This window comes from Ruegeria sediminis (assembly GCF_005938215.1).
In the GTDB taxonomy this organism is placed as follows: Bacteria; Pseudomonadota; Alphaproteobacteria; order Rhodobacterales; family Rhodobacteraceae; genus Ruegeria; species Ruegeria sediminis.
In genome coordinates this window covers 533737-551897 of the sequence record NZ_VCPD01000001.1, presented here as the reverse complement: position 1 = coordinate 551897, position 18161 = coordinate 533737, and the positions used below count along the sequence as shown (strand labels likewise).

The window sequence follows — 18161 nt, the reverse complement described above, 5'->3', positions numbered from 1 at the left end:
GAGGGGTCCGCGCACGGTGCACGGACCCCATGGGGCTCATTCGGCGCCGATTACATCCAGCCCGGCGCGGGCGCAGGCCTCGTCCAGGTGACCGCCGGGCGCACCGCCAACACCGATACCGCCGACCAGCGCGCCGCCGATCCGGATCGGCAGACCGCCGCCCTGGATGACCATGCGCGCATCCATATAGCGCAAACCGTCGTGCTGCGGGTTCTCGCCGATGAATTGGGCCAACCCGGCGGTGTCGCGGCCCATCGAGGCTGAGGTGAAGGCCTTGCCTTGCGCGCTGCCAACGGTGTGCGGGCCGGAATTGTCCGCTTTCAGATGCACCTTGGTCGCGCCGTCGCGGGCGACAATGGCGACGCTGACGTTATAGCCGTCGGCCGCACAGGCGGCGAGCGCGGCATTTGCAGCATCAACCGCCATGGCAAGCGGTAGATAAGGGCTGGTGGGCAGATCCTGGGCCACGGCCGCCACGGGAGCAGCGAGGGCCGCGAGAAGAGCGGTTGTTCTGAGCATGTCGGTTCTCCTTTGCTGATGACAGGGAGAGACATACGCCATCGCGGGAGCCCGCCCCATTCGTAGGCCGGCCCGACACCTCCGTAGAACTACGGAGCGCTCTCGGCCTCGATCCAGAGACGGGTCATCTCGGCTGGCGACGTCGTGCCGAGCTTGGTTCCGATCGCCGCCCGATGGCTTTCCACCGTCCGAGGGGAGACATCAAGCGCTCCGGCGATGTCTCGGGTCGCGAAGCCACGCGCCACGAGCGACAGCACTTCCCGCTCGCGCGGCGTCAACCCGGCCAGGAGCGCTATCGTCTCGCGGCGCTCGGCATCGGCCTCGGCGGCCCGGCCGAGCGCTGCCTGCCCTTTCTGGATGGCGTCGATGAGATCCTGTTCGTCGACCGGTTTCGACAGGAAGTCGATGGCGCCGTTGCGGAACGCCTTTCGGCAGGCCTCAATATCGCCGTGCCCCGAAATCACGACGGTCGGCCAGGCCACACCGCTCGCGGTCAGACGTTCCTGCAGTTTCAACCCCGAGATTGCCGGCATCCGGATATCGAGGATCAGGCAACTCGGATCGAGCTTCGGCAGAGCTGACAGGAAGTCTTCGGGGCCGGCGAAGGTCCTGACATCGATCCCGACCGTCGAGAGAAGCAGCGAGAGAGCGTCGCGAACCGCCGCATCGTCGTCGACGAGATAGACCGGCGCGGTCATTCCGCGGCCTCCCGGGCGGCGCGGGCCAGCGGCAGGCTGATCCTGAATCGGGCGCCGTCGCGGGCTTCGACCAATATCAGATCGCCGCCAGCCCTCTCGACCAGACGATGGCTGAGCGCGAGGCCGAGGCCCGTTCCGCTCTCCCGTGTTGTGACGAATGGGGTGAACAGCCGATCCCGCACATCCGGCCGAATGCCGGGCCCGGTGTCGGTCACGTCGATCATCGCCATTTCGCCGTCGAGCGACGCGTCAACGTCAACCTCCCGCGCCCCCGCGCTCTCGGCGACCGCATCGAGAGCGTTTCGCATCAGGTTGAACAGCACCTGCTCCAGTTCCACGCGATCGCCCTCCACCGTCAGAGGCGTCGCTGGCATCGTCAGGGTGAGGCGGGCGCCAAGCTCTTGGGCTTGTCCCGCGAGCAGGGTTTCGGCCACGCGGATGCAGTCTCTGAGATCGATCGGTTCTGCATTGCGCTCCCGCGGCCGCGTCCACGTCCGCAGGCGCTCCAGGATCGCGGAGGCGCGCCGCGTCTGTCCGACAACCTCCTCGAGGATCCCCGCGACGCGGTCCATGTCTCCCCGTGCAGCCAGGTGCCGGGCCGCCTGCGCCTGCGCCAGGATCGCCGTCAGAGGCTGGGTCAGTTCATGCGCCATGCCGCTTGCCATCTCACCGAGCGCGTTCACCCGGGACGCATGGCTGAGACGGGTCTCGAGACCGCTCAATTCAACCCGCGCTTCCGCAGCGCGGACCTTGGCGCGTTGCCGACCGATCGCGCGCAGAGCGATGGCACAGATCGCAATCAGGGCAAGGGCAAGGGCCACCCGGACCGGAGGCAGGATGTCCGAGACCGTCATGCGGATCGCAGTCTTCAGCTCAAGCGGCTGCGTGCCACTCGAAAGGGCGCGGGTGAAGTGTGGTGCGCGCGCGCCCTGGGCCACACCGACGAGCGAGGTGCCGTCGGGAAGCGCCAGCCAGCGCGTCGCCTCGGTCCGCGTCCAATAGTCGGAGTCTCCATCGAGCAGCGCCGAGGCGTCGATCACGAGTGCGAGCCCGTAGCGCGCCGTCTCGGAATTCGGGCTTCGTTTGACGATCAGATAGGCCGGGCGTTCGGAGGGATACCGCACCAGGACCGGGGCGCCGGTCGAGCGTTCGGCGGCCGCGCGGATGAGCTCCCGGAGATCGGCTTCGCGGACACCGATCTCCAGCACGCCGTCCTCCCCTTCGAGCGGCACGAGGGAAATGCTGATGATCCGGGGGTAGAACCGCATGATCGCTCCCGCAACCTCGCGAAAGAGGTCCGGACGCTGCTCCGCTCCGGCCACCGCGATGGCCGACAGGGCTGTCAGATGCGCATCGTGTTGGTCGACGCGTTGCGAGGCGACCGCGTGAAGGCGCTCGCTCTCCGCCGTCAGGTCGGCCAGCCGCGCGCTGCGCTCGAAACCGGCGAGGACCCCAAGCGCCAAGACGCAGGCAACCACCCAGACGATACCACGGGCAAGTGGTCGGCGCAGGATGTCTCGTGCTGATCGCGCTCTCTCTGACACGTTTCCGGTTCCGGTGTGGGCGATGCCGTTTGCGCATCGTAGAGTTCGGGCCAGCATAATCTCTTGGCGCGATTTTGAAATCCGTAGGACTACTGAGGCCGGCTTAAGTGGGGCGATGGAACACGAACTTTGCACTCGCGGCGAGTGTCCGGAATGTGGGCTTCAAATGCGGCATAGGAAGTGCACGCTCAAGGTCTGCTAAGGGCCAGGTGCGTTCGTCAACGCTGATCGCTCCATCCGTCACAATGTGAGAATGCGGACGCCTGCGACGACCTCAGGGTTGTTGAACCCACCGTCAGAAATCTCGGGGAGTGGCGCGAAACCGCGCCGTGTTGCCGCCTGGCTGAAACGAAGTTCCCATCGCCAACACAACTCCGATCTGGTCAAGTGGTTTCAGCTTTTTGTAGAGTCGAAAGGGAAACCTCGCTTGCCCAATCCTCTATTTGCGCTCCCTTGATTGCAGCCGCATTTTCAGCCACGACCGGCACGGAAACTGGCCGGCCGCGTTCAACCCGAGTGATCCTGACACCGTCCTGCATGATAGGGCCGGTAATTCTTGCTCCATGAAGTGGGTTGAACCAGCCGCGCAGCACGGGACCGCTTCCATAAGACCCTTCAAGCATGACGAGATGCTCGATTTCGACGTCCCCGTCCGGATAGTGGATGGTCGCGCGGCTATAGATGGGAGCGCGGCGCTCAAGTGCCTGGATCAAATCACTGTTCCAGCACATTTCCAGACCGCACAGCGAAAGATTTAGTATCCCAATGCCACAGCAGTTTCGACCAAGAACCCGCGACATCCCGTCATCGACTTCGTCAAGCATGAACCGCGTGATGATCAGCGCGTCAGATGCGTTCAATCGACTCGACCAAGGGTGCCTTTCGTATTGTCCGATGACCCGGTAGCCCAAAAGTGCAGTGCCGGGAGGACGATGCAGATCGGGTCCGCCAATCTTCACCGTCGGGTCGATGGCGTTTGCTTCTACCGCTTCGCAGAGGACCGGTGAAAGAACCTTCAAATCATCCGTGAGACTACCGCCAGTATCCGCCAAGCGGAGTCTGAGATTCGTCGGCATGAATAACCTGGACAAGATTCGTTGAACCGCTTGAAATCTCGGCATGTATTTCATCTCCAAAGTAAGAAAATGGCGGATCGGCGTTTTTTGAGGGAACAAATCGGCCGATCCGCCAGGCTGTCGGCGTGGATGGGGACGGGTTGAGGCGCGCCGACAAACATCGTTCAGAGAAAAAAGCGGGCAAGACCGTGCGACGTCTTGGTCGCGTATTTCACGGTGCTCTGTACTATTGCTTTGGCGATTTCGCCCTGAGCACCAATCATGGCTGCCTGCCGTGAGACTTCTGCATTCACAAGCGGGTGCATCAACTGCTGTTTTGGCAGCGCTTCAACCTTTTCGGCCAAGCTGGTGCGCTCGCGAAGGACGACAAGATCAACAGCGCTGGCCGGGCAAGGGTCCTTCATCGCCTGCTCCGCAAGGGCCCACGCCCGAACAACAATATTCTGGATTTCTTCGCTTTGCTGAGCTGCGAAATCGCAGGCCTCGTTTCCCTGCTGTTCCCGCAATTCCCTGTTGAGGGCCAACTCTTCGCTTTCCGCCTCGGCGAAAGGTGAAATCGAAGTATTTTTCAGAGTGGTGCGCATCGGTCTGCTCTCTTTTTTCTTGAAACCGTACCGCTGCCGCTTCTTGAGTGTTCTGGTGATGTTTTTTCGGTTTGTAACTAATCCTTGGTATCTCCGGTTTCGAAACACCTTGTTACAATTTCGACTTCCAGGGTTTTGGTATCTGCCGCCGGGGACGTTTGCCCGCGTTGCGACCCGTGTTAGAAGCCAGTGCATCTGAGGCGAGATTCACAGAACGACATGTCCCGCTCACCCCATATCTTGATCGTTGACGATGATCGCGAAATTCGTGATCTGGTTGGCAAGGTCCTGGAACGCGATGGCTTCCGCATCAGCCGCGTCGAAGACGGAGCAACCATGCGTCGCGTTCTTGCCGACAACTTGATCGATCTGATCGTTTTGGACCTCATGATGCCGGGAAAGGACGGGCTGACACTGTGCCGAGAACTGCGGGGCATGAACGACCAGACACCGATCATCATGCTGACGGCCAAGGGAGATGACATCGACCGTATCGTCGGCCTTGAAATGGGCGCAGACGACTACGTTGCCAAACCTTTCAACAGTCGCGAACTTACCGCGCGCATCAAGGCCGTACTGCGCCGCGCTGCCCAGGATCCAAGGCCCAAGGCAGAGGACGGTGCCCGATTTCTCTGCTTTGAGGGGTGGAGGCTCGACACGGGCAAACGCGAGCTTCTGAGCTCTGAGGGTATCGTGGTATCGCTCAGCAGCGGCGAGTATGACTTGTTGCATGCCTTGGCGAAGCGGCCCCAGCGCACGCTGACCCGCGATATGCTTCTGGACCTCACGCGGGGCCGCAACTCGATCGTTTTCGATCGAAGCATCGACATCCAGATCAGCCGCCTGCGCCGAAAGTTGGGAGATGACCCGAAAAATCCTGCGATCATCAAGACCGTATGGGGTGGCGGCTACCTTTTCACGCCTGACGTATCGGAAAGCTGACCATGTTGCGCAGTCTAAAGGCGCAGACCGTCGCGATCGTGCTCGTCGGGTTGCTGGTGGCGAACGGAATAGGCTTTTCACTCTACCTGCGTGACAGGACCGACACACTGGTTCTGCAGGAAGCATATGACATCGCCGAGCGCGCGGCAGGCGTCAGTCGCTTGTTGCGCAACATTCCCGATGCCTGGAACCCCGAAATCGTGACCGCCTCCGACAGCCGCGTTTTCCGCGTTTGGAGCAGCACGGCACCGCCCTTCGAAAATCGTGAGCCGACGGAAGAAGAGCAAGAACTGATCGCGTTTTTTAGAACGCATGTCCCTCGTATCAACGACAACGAGATCCGGATCTGGTTCCGCCCAAAACTGCCTGCGAATTTCCTGCTTCCGAACAGACCGGACACAATCGAGCCGGCGGATAATACTTCCGAAGGAAGCCGCTGGTCACTGGCCATCGCCGTGCATCACGGAGGGGCCGACTGGCTCAACGTCTACAGCCAGACGACACCCTCGGTCGGCGTTCTGCCGCGCATTTTGGTAATAAACTTGATCATCGCCCTTTTGGTGCAAGGTGCCGTTGCAGTCTGGCTGGTGAATCGAGTGACGGAACCCTTGCAAAGGATGGCACGCGCGGCAGCCCGTTTGGGATACGATTTGCACGCCGCGCCAATGAAAGAAGCGTCTCCCCACGAAGTTCGACTTGCCGCGCAGGCCTTTAACTCTATGCAAAAGCAGTTGATCCGGCAGATTGAAAACCGCACCAGGATGCTGGCTGCCATTTCGCATGATCTGCGCACGCCAATTACGCAGATGCGTCTGCGTGCGGAGCTTTCCCCGCCTTCCGAAGACCGCGAGAAGACGCTTGAGGCGCTCGATGAAATGAATGGTATCATCGGCTCGTTCCTCGATTATGCTCGCGCTTCCAGCGACCATGAGAAACGCGTCCTGCTCGACTTGGGAAGTCTCGTGGAAAGCATTTGTGACGACTTTTCCGACAGCGGCGCTTCGGTGTCCTGCGTCGTTCGCGAAAAAGTGCTTTTCATCGGAAAACGCATCGCCTTGAAACGCGCCATTTCCAACGTCGTGCAAAATGCGTTTACGTACGGCGATACAGCCGACGTGTTCGTCTTTAGCGACGCCGGGCACGTCGTCGTCCAAATCGACGACAATGGCCCCGGTATTCCCTTGGAGGACGTTGACGCGGTTTTCCAACCCTTCAGCAGGCTTGCGAACTCAGGATCACACCACGGTGAAGGTGTCGGGCTTGGCTTGAGCATTGCGCGAATGATCATCGAGGATCACGGGGGCACCATTGCCGTACACAACAAAACGGAACGGGGTCTTCGTGTTTCAATAGTTCTGCCATCACCTGTTCCTGCGTAAGGTTCCGCTGAAATTCGTGCTTGGTGCAGGCCAGGTAAAAGCGGCTGAAGGTCGAGAATTGGTAGGATGACGCCCTTGGCGTCCTATCAAACGAAACGCCAGCATAGCTGCGCTGATCACCGCCTGGGCGCTGATCTCGCACATGCGGCGAATGCCTGGCTCGGTGAAGCCGCATTGCGGCGGCGGATGACAAGTTGAACGACTGGTTAGAGCCGTTGAAGCAGTGCAGCCCGGTTCCGATCAGATTTCGACAGCTTCGGCAATTGCCAATGCGTCTTCAAGCTCGACGCCAAGATACCCTTGGACTATTTTCCGGATACAAGACCGTTCTGAGTACATGGCCGCGCTGGAAACCGCGAGCGTTGCCGGCGACATCGCTCAGTTCGCGGAGTTCATCGCGACACAGCTTGACACCCGGTAACGGCAGGGTGGGTTCCGCACGGTACGTGAGGTGAGGTAGGTCAGGTCCACACGCTGTCAGACGATCCCGCATCGGGTTGCAATGAGCATCTGATCGGGATCCCGAAAGACACAGCCAAGGGATGTTCATTCGAAACAGGCAGTTTGCCAAAAACCACAGAAGAAGGAATTTTCCCGGCAGAACAAAAATGCGAATGGACTCGCCGGCGGCTTGTTGGAATTGTTTCGGGTCAAGCCAATTCGATCTGGCGAAGTGCAAGGCGACAGGAGATCCAATCATGCTGACCAGGCGACATTTCGTTGTGACCTCGTTTGCATTGTTTTCGCAACCGATCGCAGGCACTACGATAGCGGCCGCATCTTCGACGTCGTCTCAGTGGGCGACCTGGGACGCGCAGGTGACACCAGCAAACTATGATCCGGCCACTTCGAACCCCTGGGGTCTGCACCCTCGCTTCTTGCCCCAGCAGGTCGAGACCAATCGTCCCCTTGTTCCGGGCGACATCCACGTCGATGCGGTCGCGCGGTACCTCTACTTCATTCAGGACGGCGGGACGGCTTTGCGTTTCGGAGTGGCCATTGCGCGGGGCAATCTGTACGAGCCCGGCACCTATACGATCCGGAGAAAAGCAAAATGGCCGCGTTGGACACCGACGACCGACATGATCCGGCGCGATCCGCAGGATTATGCCCAGTTCGCCGACGGGGTACCCGGCGGACCGACCAACCCGTTGGGGTCAAGGGCTTTTTACCTGTATGAAGGCGGGCGTGACACATACCTGCGCATTCATGGGACGCCATATCCCAGATCCATCGGCGGCCGGGCCAGCTCCGGCTGCGTCAGAATGGTGATGCCGCATATCATCGGACTGTATGACCAGGTTGCGCCTGGTGCGACGGCGCATCTGTATCCGGCCGAGCGGTATTTGACGGCAAGCAGTTGATGCGACCGGCCTCAGCCGAAAGAACCTACTGCACGCGGGTGCAGATCGGGCGGCCTTCGACGGTTCGCAACGGCAGATAGGTGGTCTCGACAGGACCGGTGTGCCGGTACCAGTAGCAGCCATCGTCCGGCATTATGCGAACTTCACTCAGATCCTGGTAGGGGGCCGCTATGGCGACGACGCTGTCGGGCAGTCTTGCGAGGGTTCCCGCATCGGCATCACCCGAACCGGGAACGGTGGCGGAACAGGCTGCAACAGCCGCAAGTATGGGCAAAATCCAGAATACTCTCGTCGCGGCCATCCCGTGTTTCCCCGTCTTATTTTCAGTCCTCGTTTCCAGATACTTTGGCATCCGCTGGCGCTGTCGGCAATTAGGTCAAGTACATGCGGCGCGGCCGTTTACGGTCAGGGTGGCAATCCGCACACACAAAGACAGGCGCTCACCGGATTGTGAGCAGGGAAACGTGTTGACCTTCCAGCGCGGGAAGCGGGCATTTGGGATGTTGGAGGCACAAGTGAACAACGATCCCAGGAGGCAGGAATGGGACAGAGCAGAAAGCGCGGAAGATTATCCCGTCGAAACGTGATTGCTGGCGTGGGGGCAGCGACGCTGTTTCCGGCACCTGCCGTTTGGGCGCAGCCCGACGAGATTTCCGGAATCCGCCGGAATGTTTCTTCATTCAGCGTCGCCAAGTGGCAGGACCATTTCGACTCGCTCAGGAACGGCGCCATCCTGTCCGACACCGGATCCAAGGTGCTGCAATACTGGTCCGAGGATGAAAGCGTCTACCGGATGTACCCTACGAGCGTTCCGCTGTCGGATGATCTGACGAAACTGGGCCACACCACCATTATCCGCAAGGTCGAAGGTCCGTCCTGGCGGCCGACACCTTCGATGAAGGAACGCAACCCGGAGTGGCCGGATTTCGTGGGCCCAGGCCCGGACAACCCCTTGGGCACACATGCGCTTTATCTAAGTTGGCAGTACTATCGCATCCACGGCACCAACGACACGCGCAAGATCGGGCGAAAATCGTCGAACGGCTGCATTGGGCTCTACAATGAGCAGATCGCCGAACTTTTCGAGCTTGCCGAGGTTGGCACGCAGGTGAAATTGATTTGACCTTTGTCAGGGCGCTTCGGTGCGAACCGACGAAGGAAGTGACAACCAGAAACCAAATGAAACAGGAAAAATGGACAAGCTCACACTACTGATCGGCGGCGTTCTGGTCGCTGGCGTAGCAGCATTCGTTTACAATCTTAACCAACAACCCTCCGGGCATTCGATGACACCGCCCGACACGTCGATGCTGTCAGCGGGTGATCCGATCGCCGAGGTACGGCTGCCCGCCGAGTTCAGCCCGTTGGCGGCTTCTGGAAAAACGGCGTTCGATACGAAATGCGCCGCCTGCCACGGAACCGACGCGACAGGTCTGGAAGGGTCGGCACCGCCGCTTGTGCATAAGATCTACGAGCCGAGCCACCATTCAGACGAGGCGTTCTTTCTTGCCGTGCAGAACGGGGTCAGGGCGCATCACTGGCGCTTCGGCAACATGCCGCCGGTCGAAGGCTTGACCCGCGGGAACGTGAAAGGCATCGTTGCCTATGTGAGAGAGTTGCAGCGGGAAAACGGGATAAACTGAACCGTGACGGGCAAGACGGGCAATGTTTTCGGGTGTTGGCTTTTGGCGGTGGGTCTTTTCATCGCTGGCTTCCTGCTCGCGCCCGAGCCGGCCTTCGCTCATGGCGGCGACGGGGCGGTTCACGCTCCGCTGGACCCGGATACTCCTGATCCCGATCACGTTGAAAAGGGCCACCCTGGCCATTGTCACGGCGGCTCTTTCTGCAACGGCGTCGCCATGGTCGTGGCGGGGCCGACTGCGCCCGAGCCGTTCTCGGCCGTAGACACACATGCCATCCCCAAGGGTCAGTTCCGGGTTTTGGCTGTCTCCACGTTTGATCCACCGCCGCCGCGCGCATTGTCCTGAAACATGAGCTGCGCCTGCACGAGGCGCGTTGCAGCAGTCATACAGGACAGAACAATGACGATTTTCAAACTGACAACGGGCGCCGTCACGGCGTCGATGATTGCCGTCACCGCCCTCGCGCATGGTGGGGCGACGGGCGTCGTCAAGGAGCGCATGGACGGAATGTCGGCCATGAAGGACAGCATCAAGGTGCTGACGCCAATGATGCAGGGCAAAGAGCCTTACGATGAGGACACCGTCCGGCGCGAGGCGGAAAAGCTTGAGCATCACGCGGGCGAGGCTATGACGAAGCTGTTCCCGGAGGGATCGGATGGCATGCCCTCGGAAGCTAAGCCCGAGATCTGGCAGGACTGGGACGCGTTTTCCGAACTGGCGGACCAGCTGCACACCTATGCCGAGGGTCTGGCACTGGCCGCGGGGAACGGGCTGATGATGTCCGGTTCAGGGCAGGGCGCAGGCATGATGGCCGGAGGCTCGATGATGGGCGGCTCCATGATGGGGTCCGGCATGATGATGGGGGGCGTACCCGGCCGCGAGAAACTGTCGGAGATGCCCGCCGATGGCGTCTTCATGATGCTGAGCCAGACCTGCTCGGCCTGCCACACCCGGTTCCGGTCGGAATGAGGAAAGCAAATGAGACGTGTTTTCCGTTTTGGCCTTGCCGCCGCCGTTACGGCGTCGGCAGGCCTCGCTGCGGTGATTGCCTGGCCGATCGGCCTGCCTCTGGAGTCGCTTGATCTTGAGGGCGACGTCAATCGGGGAGCCTACCTGGCCCGTGCCAGCGGTTGCATTGCCTGTCACACCAACGCCGCCGAGGGCGGCGCGCCGCTGGCCGGCGGCGTGAAACTGCAGACGCCCTTCGGCACGCTCTATTCGCCCAATCTGACCACCGATCCCGAGCACGGCATCGGCGGCTGGACGATGGAGGAATTTGCCCGTGCCGTCCGGCAGGGCGTGTCGCCCGACGGGCAGCCCTACTACCCGGCCTTCACCTATCCGTTCTACGCAAACTTCACGGATCAGGACATCGCCGACCTGTGGGCTGCCTTCCAAACGGTTCCACCGGTGGCGGAGCCGTCGAAGGACCAGGAGATGGCCTTTCCCTTCAACCAGCGTTGGGGGCTGAAGCTGTGGCGGGCGGCTTTCCTCGAACCGCCGCGCACCGAGCCGATTGCTGGCAACGGCGACGTGTGGAACCGCGGACGGCTGCTTGTCGAGGGTGCGGCGCATTGTGCCGCCTGTCATACCGGGCGCAACATCGCCGGCGCGCGCAAGTTGGACACCGAACACTTCAAGGGCAACGATTCGCTGCCCGGTGGCGGCAAGGCCCCCGCCATCGATTTCGAAACCCTGCGAGAGCGCGGCTGGACGGTGGATAGCCTGGCCTATGCGCTGCGCACCGGCATCACCCCGGACGGCGATGCCTTTGGCGGCGCAATGGGAGAGGTTGTGCTCTACGGAACCGGCTTTCTGACCGACGAGGACCGGTTGGCGATGGCCACCTACCTGCTGGACGAACACGAGGGCGGGTAGGCGGATGCCGGTGACGACAAGCAGCGAAAAGGACAAAAGAATGATCTTGGATCGCCGGCGGTTCCAAGCAGGCACCTTAAAGCCGTCCATCTTGCCGGATACCGGAGGGGCAACCTCTGGCCCCCGGACCATCGAGGCCCGGTCCGGAAAGGTCAGCGCGGTATGAGTATCGGCGTTTCAATGAGATGGGTGACACTTTCGGGGTTTTTCGTGCTGGCCGCGATCGCTGTCGTGATCGTGGTGATAGGTCAGGGCGCCGACAGAAAAGCTGATCTGGGTGATCCGGCACGCGGCGCGGTGCTTTATGCCGAGAACTGCGCGTCCTGTCATGGCGCGAACCTTGAAGGTCAGCCGGACTGGCGGTCGCCGGGTGAAGATGGCGTGCTTCCGGCTCCGCCGCATGATCGGACCGGCCACACCTGGCACCACGGCGACGGATTGTTGTTCGATTACACCAAGCTGGGCGGCGCTGAGATGTTGAAGCGAATGGGCGTGACCGGTGTGAACAGCGGTATGCCGGGTTTTGCGGACAGCCTCTCAGATCAAGAGATCTGGGACATTCTTGCCTTCATCAAAACGAGCTGGCCGGAGCGGGAGCGGGAGCTTCAGCAGCAGCGCACACTGGCGGAACAAATGAAGGGAAATTGACGAGGATCACACTGCTGCCTGCGCGTTTATCGCGGTGGCGCCCGTCGCATCGTCACCACCGTCAGCATCCCGCATGACAGCAACGCCATCGGGCTCGCACCGCTGCTTGCGCGGGCTGTTCCGGAGGTAACGGCGGGCTTGACCTTCCAGCCACTGGAAGCCCCATATTCGAGGTCGAACACAGGTCAGAAGGACGATGATCATGAATGACCAGACCAAGGAAACCACCTCACAGCACACCGTACCGGCAGTCTATACCTGCCCGATGCATCCCGAGGTCCGCAGCGCCGAGCCTGAGGATTGTCCGATTTGCGGGATGCACCTTGTACCTGAAGACGAGGCGGAACATGCAGGTGCGCCTGGCGGCCATGCTGCACATCAGAACGGGGGCGGAAAATCTGGAAACGGAAGTTACGACACCGTACCGGCCGGCCATTCCGGCCCTGTCTACACCTGTCCGATGCACCCGCAGGTACGGCAGACGCATCCGGGCTCCTGCCCGCTCTGTGGCATGGGGCTGGAGCTTGAGTCCGCGACCATGGCCGACGACACCCCAAACCCGGAGTTGGTGGATTTCACGCGCCGGTTGTGGGTCGGGGCGGTTCTGACGCTGCCGCTTCTGGTCCTCACGATGGGACCTTTTCTCGGACTCACTGGCGTGCGCGACATCTTTGGTGAACGCACGACGCTCTGGATCGAATTGGTGCTCGGCACACCGGTCGTGATGTGGTGCGGATGGCCGTTCCTGACACGCGGCTGGGCTTCCTTCCGCACCATGAACCTCAACATGTTCTCACTCATCGGCATGGGGGTACTGGCGGCTTGGGCTTTCAGCGTGGTGGCGGTGCTGGCGCCGGGCATCTTCCCCGACGGCTTCCGCGACGAAGAGGGCCATGTCGGTGTCTATTTCGAGGCGGCGGCGGTGATCGTCACGCTGGTTCTGTTGGGGCAGGTGATGGAGTTGCGCGCCCGCGAGGGCACCGGCAAGGCGATCCGGGCACTTCTGGATATGGCGGCCAAGACCGCCCGGATCATCCGCAGCGATGGCAGCGAGGAAGAGATCCCGCTGGAGGACGTGCAGGTGGGTGATCGGTTGCGCGTGCGCCCCGGTGACAAGATTCCGGTGGACGGGGTGGTGCTGGAAGGACGTTCCTCGGTCGATGAGAGCATGATCTCGGGTGAACCGGTGCCGGTTGAGAAGGTTGAGGGCGAGCCCGTCACCGGCGCCACGATCAACGGCACCGGCAGTCTGGTAATCGAAGCGACGAGAGTGGGTGCCGACACGATGCTGTCCCAGATCGTCGAGATGGTGGCGAATGCACAGCGAAGCCGCGCGCCGATCCAGAAATACGCGGACATGGTGGCGGGCTTGTTCGTGCCGGCGGTGATCGCCATCGCTGTGCTGGCCTTCATCGGCTGGGCGATCTGGGGGCCGGATCCGGGGCTCAGCTACGCGCTGGTCGCCGCGGTGGCGGTGCTGATCATTGCCTGTCCCTGCGCTTTGGGTCTGGCAACGCCGATGTCGATCATGACCGCCACCGGGCGCGGCGCGCAGGCTGGGGTGCTGATCAAGAACGCCGAGGCGTTGGAGCGGTTCGAAAAGGTCGATACGCTGATCGTCGACAAGACCGGCACCCTGACGATGGGCAAGCCGCGGCTCGTGGCCGTGCTGCCCGAACCCGGCCATGACGAGACCGAGGTGCTGCGCCTTGCCGCAACGCTGGAGAAGGGCTCGGAACACCCCTTGGCCGAGGCGATCGTCGAAGGGGCCGAAGAGCGCGGCGTGGCGCTGTCGGAGGCAACTGATTTCGAAGCCGTGACCGGCAAGGGCGTGAAGGGCAGGGTGGATGACCGCCCCGTCGCGCTGGGCAACCTGAAGCTGGTCACGGATCTGGGGTTGGAGGCGGCGGACCTGACCGAAAAGGCCAATGCCCGCCGCGACGAAGGCGAAACGGTGATGTTCGTGGTGCTTGACGGAGAGGTGGCAGGGCTGGTCAGCGTTGCCGATCCGGTCAAGGAAACGACCCCTGCCGCTCTGGAGGCGCTTCATGACCTGGGCTTCCGTATCATCATGGCCACCGGTGACAATGAACGCACCGCCAAGGCGGTTGCCGAGCGTCTGGGCATCGACGAGATCCGCGCCGACGTTCTGCCCGAGGACAAGGCCCGCATCATCCGCGAGCTGCAGGAGCAGGGCCGCAAGGTGGCCATGGCTGGCGACGGCGTGAACGATGCTCCGGCCTTGGCGCAGGCCGATGTCGGCATCGCCATGGGCACCGGCGCCGACGTTGCGATCGAAAGCGCGGGTTTCACGCTGGTCAAGGGCAACCTCGACGGCATCGTACGTGCCCGGAAACTGGCCCGCGCCACGATGCGCAACATCCGCCAGAACCTGTTCTTCGCGCTGATCTACAACGCCTCGGGCGTGCCGGTGGCGGCCGGTGTTCTGTTCCCGGTCTTCGGCATCCTGATCAGCCCGATGTTCGCCGCCTTCGCCATGAGCGCCTCGTCGATTTCGGTGGTGTTGAATGCGCTCAGGCTCAGGGGGGGGAAGATATGAACATGTCCCGGCCCATGGCGACCGACAAGACCCGGGTCTGGATCCTGGGCGGCACGGGCACCGTGGGCCGTCAGGTTGCGCTCCTGCTGCCGCGAAAGCGGGTCGGCGAGGTCATCACCGTGTCACGCCGCGCCCAGGAGCAGGGCGCACTGACCGGGTGGCCACGCCATGTGCAATTGGACCTGACCCGGCCGGACGCCACCCTGCCGCTGCACAGGGGGGACCGGGTGATCAACCTGACCGAGCGCACGTCTCCGGCGCTCGTGTACGAGACCATCCGGCGCGGTGCGGTCTTCATCGACAGTTCCGCCAGCCCGGACTATGTGCGGTCCCTGCGCCGGGCTGCGGACGAGGCTGCCGGGCCGGGCTATCTGGTGGACTGCGCGGGCGTGGCACCCGGACTGACCAACATGATGGCGCGCCGGGTGGCCGACGGGCACCCGAAGACCCGGCGTCTGGAGATCGCCGTGGAACTGGGCTTGGGCAAACACGCCGGTCTTGCCGCCACCGAGTGGTTTCTGTCTGCGATCGACACTCCCTATGACGCGACGGTCGACGGGGTAGTGCAGTCCTTGCGCCCGGGGCAGTTGCGGGGCCTCTTTCCGTTCCGCAGCGGATTCCCCGACCGGGCCGCCCTGAGCTTTCCTTTCGTCGAGCAATCGGTGCTTGCCGGGGAACTTCCCGGGCCGCGCACCACCGTTCTGAGCTACCTGGCGCTGGATCCACCTTGGGCCACCACCGCCGCGGAGCGGCTGTTGCGGTGGTCTGGGTACGGTGTCCTGTCCCGCAATGCCAGCAGGATCGCCCGCGGCCTGCTGTACATGCCGGCGTTCGGACCGGCCTCGACCGGTGTTGTTGTGCGCGGCTTCGACGGTGGGGGGCGGAAAACGGGGGAGCTGCGCTTTGCCACCGGGGGCCAGAGCGCCGCGACGGCGGCGGTCATCGCTGCCACGGCGATGGCAGCCCCGGCGTTGTCCGTGACCAGCAGCACGACCCTTACGGCGGCCGACGTCCTGAAGCTGGACGAGGCGGTCGCGGTGATCCGGGCGGTCCAGCCCGAGGCGCGTCTGGACGGGGAACCGGGCGGCGAAACGGAGTTTGGAAAACAGGGGAAGGAGGTGGCTGGATGACGCAACAGCACATGGCACATGGCAAGGATGGCGGCCTGACGGCCGGGTCGATCTCTCTAATCGGGGCGGTGGCAATGGGCACCGGGGTTATGATCGGCGCGGGCATCTTTGCTCTGACCGGTCAGATCGCCGGGCTGGCTGGCCCTTGGTTTCCTCTGTCATTCATTGCCGGGGCCATCGTCACCTCGTTTAGCGCCTACACATACATCGCCATGTCGAATACTTGGCCATCATCCGGTGGCATCGCCATGATCCTGACCAAAGCCTACGGGCCAGGGGCCGTCGCGGCGGCGGCCTCGCTGCTGATGGCGCTGTCCATGGTCATCAACGAAAGCCTTGTTGCCCGTACTTTCGCCACCTACGCGCTCAGGCCCTTCGACATCGAGGGAGGACCTCTGGTGCCGGTCATCGGTGTCGGATTGATCATCTTTGCCTATGTGATCAACGCCTCCGGCAACCGGTCAGTCGGGCTGTGGTCGATCGTCATGTCGGGTTTCAAGATCGGTGGGATTGCGCTCTTTGGCATTGCTGCGCTTTGGGCCAGCGGCGGGGACTGGCAGGCGAATGGATCGGAAAAGACCGCACCGTTGGGGTTTGTCGCGTCGGTAGCCCTGTCGATCCTCGCGTTCAAGGGCTTCACCACCATCACCAACAGCGGCGCCGAGATCGTGGATCCGCATCGCAATGTCGGACGCACCATCATGATCTCGATCGCAATCTGCGTTGTGGTCTACCTGCTGGTCGCTTTCGCCGTGGGCGCGAGCCTTCCGTCCGAGCAGATCCGTGCGGCACAGGATTACGCCCTGGCCGAGGCCGCCGAGCCAGTTCTGGGCCGAAGCGGGTTCTACCTGACAGTGGCGCTGGCGATGGTGGCAACGGCCTCGGGCATCATCGCGAGCGTCTTTGCGGTTTCGCGGATGCTGGCGATGCTGACCGACATGAAGATGATTCCGCACAGCCATTTCGGCATGTCCGGAACCATCCAGTCGCACACTTTGATCTACACCGTGGTTATTGCCGGGCTTCTGACCGTGCTGTTCGATCTGTCGCGCATCGCCTCACTGGGCGCGTTCTTTTATCTAGTCATGGACATGGCGGTGCACTGGGGCGTCTGGCGCAATCTGCGAGATCAGATCGCCGCACGCGGATGGATCCTGTTGACTGCACTGCTGTTGGACGCGGTGGTGCTGGTGGCCTTTACCACCCTGAAATGGCGGTCGGACCCGATGATCGTGATCTATGCGGTCGTAGGGATAGCTTTGGTCTTCGCCTATGAGCGGGTGTTTCTCGATCAATGGACCAAAACCCAAGAGGAGTGATTGCAATGAGTTTTCAAGCAATTGACGGCAGCGAAAACAAACAGGGGAGCGCCGTTTCACATCATCCTTCGAACTCTTCAGACCGTGATGGAGAGAGACACGTGCATGATAAGAAAGAGGATCCACGCTCAACGGCGGAGTCCCCGCCCAAGGGACTAAATCGCCGTTGGCTGCCGCTTGCCATTGCCCTTGTCGTTGGAGCCGGCGTTCTGAGCTGGGAATACCGGGACGTCCTGTTTTCCGGTGCCGGAACCTCGGCACTGTTCCTGTTGATCTGCCTTGGAATGCATTTCCTGATGCATCGCGGCCATGGCGGGCACGGAGGTGGAGGTAACAAACCTTGACTGCCCTGTCCTCAACCCGAGTTTTTACCGTCCTAGGCACGGCTGTTCTGCTGACCACCTTGGTGGAACTTTTCTATCTGGGCGCTTGGGGAATGCTGTTATTTCCGCAAGATAGCCTGGTCGGCAAGGCAGTCTGGACCCTGACCTGCGGGTTGGCGATGGGGGCGGTGATCGGAGCCGGAACGCTGGTATGGGTGGAGCCTCGGCTCCGGGGCAACGCCGCATTGTGGCGGGCGGCGCTCATCGTCGCCGTAGTTGGCAGCTATTGCGCATGGCTGTGCAGCCAAATCGACATCCGGATTGGCTATTTCGGGGGACCGGAGAATAACGGGCTTTTCATTGCTGCCGGAGTCATTCCGGCCTTAGTGGGCGGCCCGCTCTATGGTTGGCTGCAGTATGGCCGGACCCGCATTCCAGTACTTTCGCGCGGATCTGAGTAAGGAGGCGATCTCGGAATCCATTTGACTGACTGTCGACAATGAACCGCAAAGCCGGAGAGGACAACACGACGAATGGGAAAATGACCATTTCGA

At 62.0% G+C, this 18161-nt stretch carries 20 protein-coding genes; 14 read left to right on the top strand and 6 right to left on the bottom strand.

Features of this window, described 5'->3' with window-relative positions; translation table 11 throughout:
- Window positions 1-36: 36 nt before the first annotated feature.
- The 5 genes from FGK63_RS02835 to FGK63_RS02815 form a co-directional block, all read right to left on the bottom strand.
- Window positions 37-519, bottom strand: coding sequence for a GlcG/HbpS family heme-binding protein (locus FGK63_RS02835; protein ID WP_138840074.1), 483 nt, complete (start codon window positions 517-519; stop codon window positions 37-39).
- An 89-nt stretch (window positions 520-608) separates the two neighbouring features.
- The gene (locus FGK63_RS02830; RefSeq protein WP_138840073.1) at window positions 609-1217 is read right to left on the bottom strand and encodes a response regulator transcription factor; all 609 of its coding nucleotides are present in this window, start codon (window positions 1215-1217) and stop codon (window positions 609-611) included.
- Window positions 1214-2680, bottom strand: a complete 1467-nt coding sequence (locus FGK63_RS02825) for a sensor histidine kinase (RefSeq protein WP_246043921.1) — start codon at window positions 2678-2680, stop codon at window positions 1214-1216. The genes FGK63_RS02830 and FGK63_RS02825 overlap by 4 nt, the downstream gene beginning before the upstream one ends.
- A 464-nt stretch (window positions 2681-3144) precedes the next feature.
- A complete protein-coding gene (locus FGK63_RS02820; protein WP_138840071.1) occupies window positions 3145-3837 on the bottom strand; it encodes a hypothetical protein in 693 nt (230 codons plus the stop codon).
- Window positions 3838-4001: 164 nt separating this feature from the next.
- Window positions 4002-4421: a hypothetical protein gene (locus tag FGK63_RS02815; RefSeq protein WP_138840070.1), complete on the bottom strand. Its 420-nt coding sequence runs from the start codon at window positions 4419-4421 to the stop codon at window positions 4002-4004.
- Between the two features lie 240 nt (window positions 4422-4661).
- Here FGK63_RS02815 and FGK63_RS02810 point away from each other — a divergent pair, with 240 nt between their 5' ends.
- The 3 genes from FGK63_RS02810 to FGK63_RS02800 all read left to right on the top strand — a co-directional run bounded on the left by FGK63_RS02810 (window position 4662) and on the right by FGK63_RS02800 (window position 8106).
- Window positions 4662-5363 (top strand): response regulator, encoded by a 702-nt coding sequence (locus FGK63_RS02810; protein ID WP_425471829.1) that lies wholly within the window; start codon window positions 4662-4664, stop codon window positions 5361-5363.
- A 2-nt stretch (window positions 5364-5365) separates the two neighbouring features.
- On the top strand, window positions 5366-6742 hold the full coding sequence (locus FGK63_RS02805; protein ID WP_138840068.1) for an ATP-binding protein: 1377 nt from the start codon (window positions 5366-5368) through the stop codon (window positions 6740-6742).
- A gap of 698 nt (window positions 6743-7440) precedes the next feature.
- Complete coding sequence (locus FGK63_RS02800; RefSeq protein ID WP_138840067.1) at window positions 7441-8106, top strand: L,D-transpeptidase; 666 nt, start codon at window positions 7441-7443, stop codon at window positions 8104-8106.
- Between the two features lie 25 nt (window positions 8107-8131).
- Here FGK63_RS02800 and FGK63_RS02795 read toward each other — a convergent pair whose 3' ends face one another.
- Window positions 8132-8407 carry a hypothetical protein gene (locus FGK63_RS02795; protein WP_138840066.1) on the bottom strand — a complete coding sequence of 92 codons (276 nt, stop codon included), beginning with the start codon at window positions 8405-8407 and terminating at the stop codon, window positions 8132-8134.
- A gap of 240 nt (window positions 8408-8647) precedes the next feature.
- Between FGK63_RS02795 and FGK63_RS02790 the strand changes: the two genes are divergently transcribed.
- The 11 genes from FGK63_RS02790 (at window position 8648) to FGK63_RS02740 (ending at window position 18068) form a co-directional block, all read left to right on the top strand.
- Window positions 8648-9229 (top strand): L,D-transpeptidase, encoded by a 582-nt coding sequence (locus FGK63_RS02790; protein ID WP_138840065.1) that lies wholly within the window; start codon window positions 8648-8650, stop codon window positions 9227-9229.
- Between the two features lie 70 nt (window positions 9230-9299).
- On the top strand, window positions 9300-9749 hold the full coding sequence (locus FGK63_RS02785) for a c-type cytochrome (protein ID WP_138840446.1): 450 nt from the start codon (window positions 9300-9302) through the stop codon (window positions 9747-9749).
- A 3-nt stretch (window positions 9750-9752) separates the two neighbouring features.
- On the top strand, window positions 9753-10094 hold the full coding sequence (locus FGK63_RS02780) for a hypothetical protein (RefSeq protein WP_138840064.1): 342 nt from the start codon (window positions 9753-9755) through the stop codon (window positions 10092-10094).
- A gap of 54 nt (window positions 10095-10148) precedes the next feature.
- The gene (locus FGK63_RS02775) at window positions 10149-10718 is read left to right on the top strand and encodes a c-type cytochrome (RefSeq protein WP_138840063.1); all 570 of its coding nucleotides are present in this window, start codon (window positions 10149-10151) and stop codon (window positions 10716-10718) included.
- A 9-nt stretch (window positions 10719-10727) separates the two neighbouring features.
- Window positions 10728-11627, top strand: coding sequence for a c-type cytochrome (locus FGK63_RS02770; protein ID WP_138840062.1), 900 nt, complete (start codon window positions 10728-10730; stop codon window positions 11625-11627).
- A 162-nt stretch (window positions 11628-11789) separates the two neighbouring features.
- The gene (locus FGK63_RS02765; protein WP_138840061.1) at window positions 11790-12275 is read left to right on the top strand and encodes a c-type cytochrome; all 486 of its coding nucleotides are present in this window, start codon (window positions 11790-11792) and stop codon (window positions 12273-12275) included.
- Window positions 12276-12477: 202 nt separating this feature from the next.
- Complete coding sequence (locus FGK63_RS02760) at window positions 12478-14835, top strand: copper-transporting P-type ATPase (protein WP_171052552.1); 2358 nt, start codon at window positions 12478-12480, stop codon at window positions 14833-14835.
- Window positions 14836-14837: 2 nt separating this feature from the next.
- Window positions 14838-15965 carry a saccharopine dehydrogenase family protein gene (locus FGK63_RS02755; protein WP_138840060.1) on the top strand — a complete coding sequence of 376 codons (1128 nt, stop codon included), beginning with the start codon at window positions 14838-14840 and terminating at the stop codon, window positions 15963-15965.
- Entirely contained in the window at window positions 15962-17284 is a 1323-nt protein-coding gene (locus tag FGK63_RS02750) for an APC family permease (RefSeq protein ID WP_246043919.1), read from the top strand. Before FGK63_RS02755 ends, FGK63_RS02750 begins: the two co-directional genes overlap by 4 nt.
- A 5-nt stretch (window positions 17285-17289) precedes the next feature.
- Window positions 17290-17628: a DUF2933 domain-containing protein gene (locus FGK63_RS02745; protein ID WP_138840059.1), complete on the top strand. Its 339-nt coding sequence runs from the start codon at window positions 17290-17292 to the stop codon at window positions 17626-17628.
- Window positions 17625-18068 (top strand): hypothetical protein, encoded by a 444-nt coding sequence (locus FGK63_RS02740; RefSeq protein WP_138840058.1) that lies wholly within the window; start codon window positions 17625-17627, stop codon window positions 18066-18068. Before FGK63_RS02745 ends, FGK63_RS02740 begins: the two co-directional genes overlap by 4 nt.
- The last annotated feature ends 93 nt before the right edge of the window (window positions 18069-18161 follow it).

Excerpts from the sequence above, each read along its gene's own strand:
- FGK63_RS02835 (WP_138840074.1), bottom strand. The coding sequence starts at position 519 with ATGCTCAGAACAACCGCTCTTCTCGCGGCCCTCGCTGCTCCCGTGGCG.
- FGK63_RS02830 (WP_138840073.1), bottom strand. The coding sequence starts at position 1,217 with ATGACCGCGCCGGTCTATCTCGTCGACGACGATGCGGCGGTTCGCGAC.
- FGK63_RS02820 (WP_138840071.1), bottom strand. The coding sequence starts at position 3,837 with ATGCCGACGAATCTCAGACTCCGCTTGGCGGATACTGGCGGTAGTCTC.
- FGK63_RS02815 (WP_138840070.1), bottom strand. The coding sequence starts at position 4,421 with ATGCGCACCACTCTGAAAAATACTTCGATTTCACCTTTCGCCGAGGCG.
- FGK63_RS02805 (WP_138840068.1), top strand. The coding sequence starts at position 5,366 with ATGTTGCGCAGTCTAAAGGCGCAGACCGTCGCGATCGTGCTCGTCGGG.
- FGK63_RS02800 (WP_138840067.1), top strand. The coding sequence starts at position 7,441 with ATGCTGACCAGGCGACATTTCGTTGTGACCTCGTTTGCATTGTTTTCG.
- FGK63_RS02795 (WP_138840066.1), bottom strand. The coding sequence starts at position 8,407 with ATGGCCGCGACGAGAGTATTCTGGATTTTGCCCATACTTGCGGCTGTT.
- FGK63_RS02790 (WP_138840065.1), top strand. The coding sequence starts at position 8,648 with ATGGGACAGAGCAGAAAGCGCGGAAGATTATCCCGTCGAAACGTGATT.
- FGK63_RS02785 (WP_138840446.1), top strand. The coding sequence starts at position 9,300 with ATGGACAAGCTCACACTACTGATCGGCGGCGTTCTGGTCGCTGGCGTA.
- FGK63_RS02775 (WP_138840063.1), top strand. The coding sequence starts at position 10,149 with ATGACGATTTTCAAACTGACAACGGGCGCCGTCACGGCGTCGATGATT.
- FGK63_RS02770 (WP_138840062.1), top strand. The coding sequence starts at position 10,728 with ATGAGACGTGTTTTCCGTTTTGGCCTTGCCGCCGCCGTTACGGCGTCG.
- FGK63_RS02765 (WP_138840061.1), top strand. The coding sequence starts at position 11,790 with ATGAGTATCGGCGTTTCAATGAGATGGGTGACACTTTCGGGGTTTTTC.
- FGK63_RS02760 (WP_171052552.1), top strand. The coding sequence starts at position 12,478 with ATGAATGACCAGACCAAGGAAACCACCTCACAGCACACCGTACCGGCA.
- FGK63_RS02755 (WP_138840060.1), top strand. The coding sequence starts at position 14,838 with ATGTCCCGGCCCATGGCGACCGACAAGACCCGGGTCTGGATCCTGGGC.
- FGK63_RS02750 (WP_246043919.1), top strand. The coding sequence starts at position 15,962 with ATGACGCAACAGCACATGGCACATGGCAAGGATGGCGGCCTGACGGCC.
- FGK63_RS02745 (WP_138840059.1), top strand. The coding sequence starts at position 17,290 with ATGAGTTTTCAAGCAATTGACGGCAGCGAAAACAAACAGGGGAGCGCC.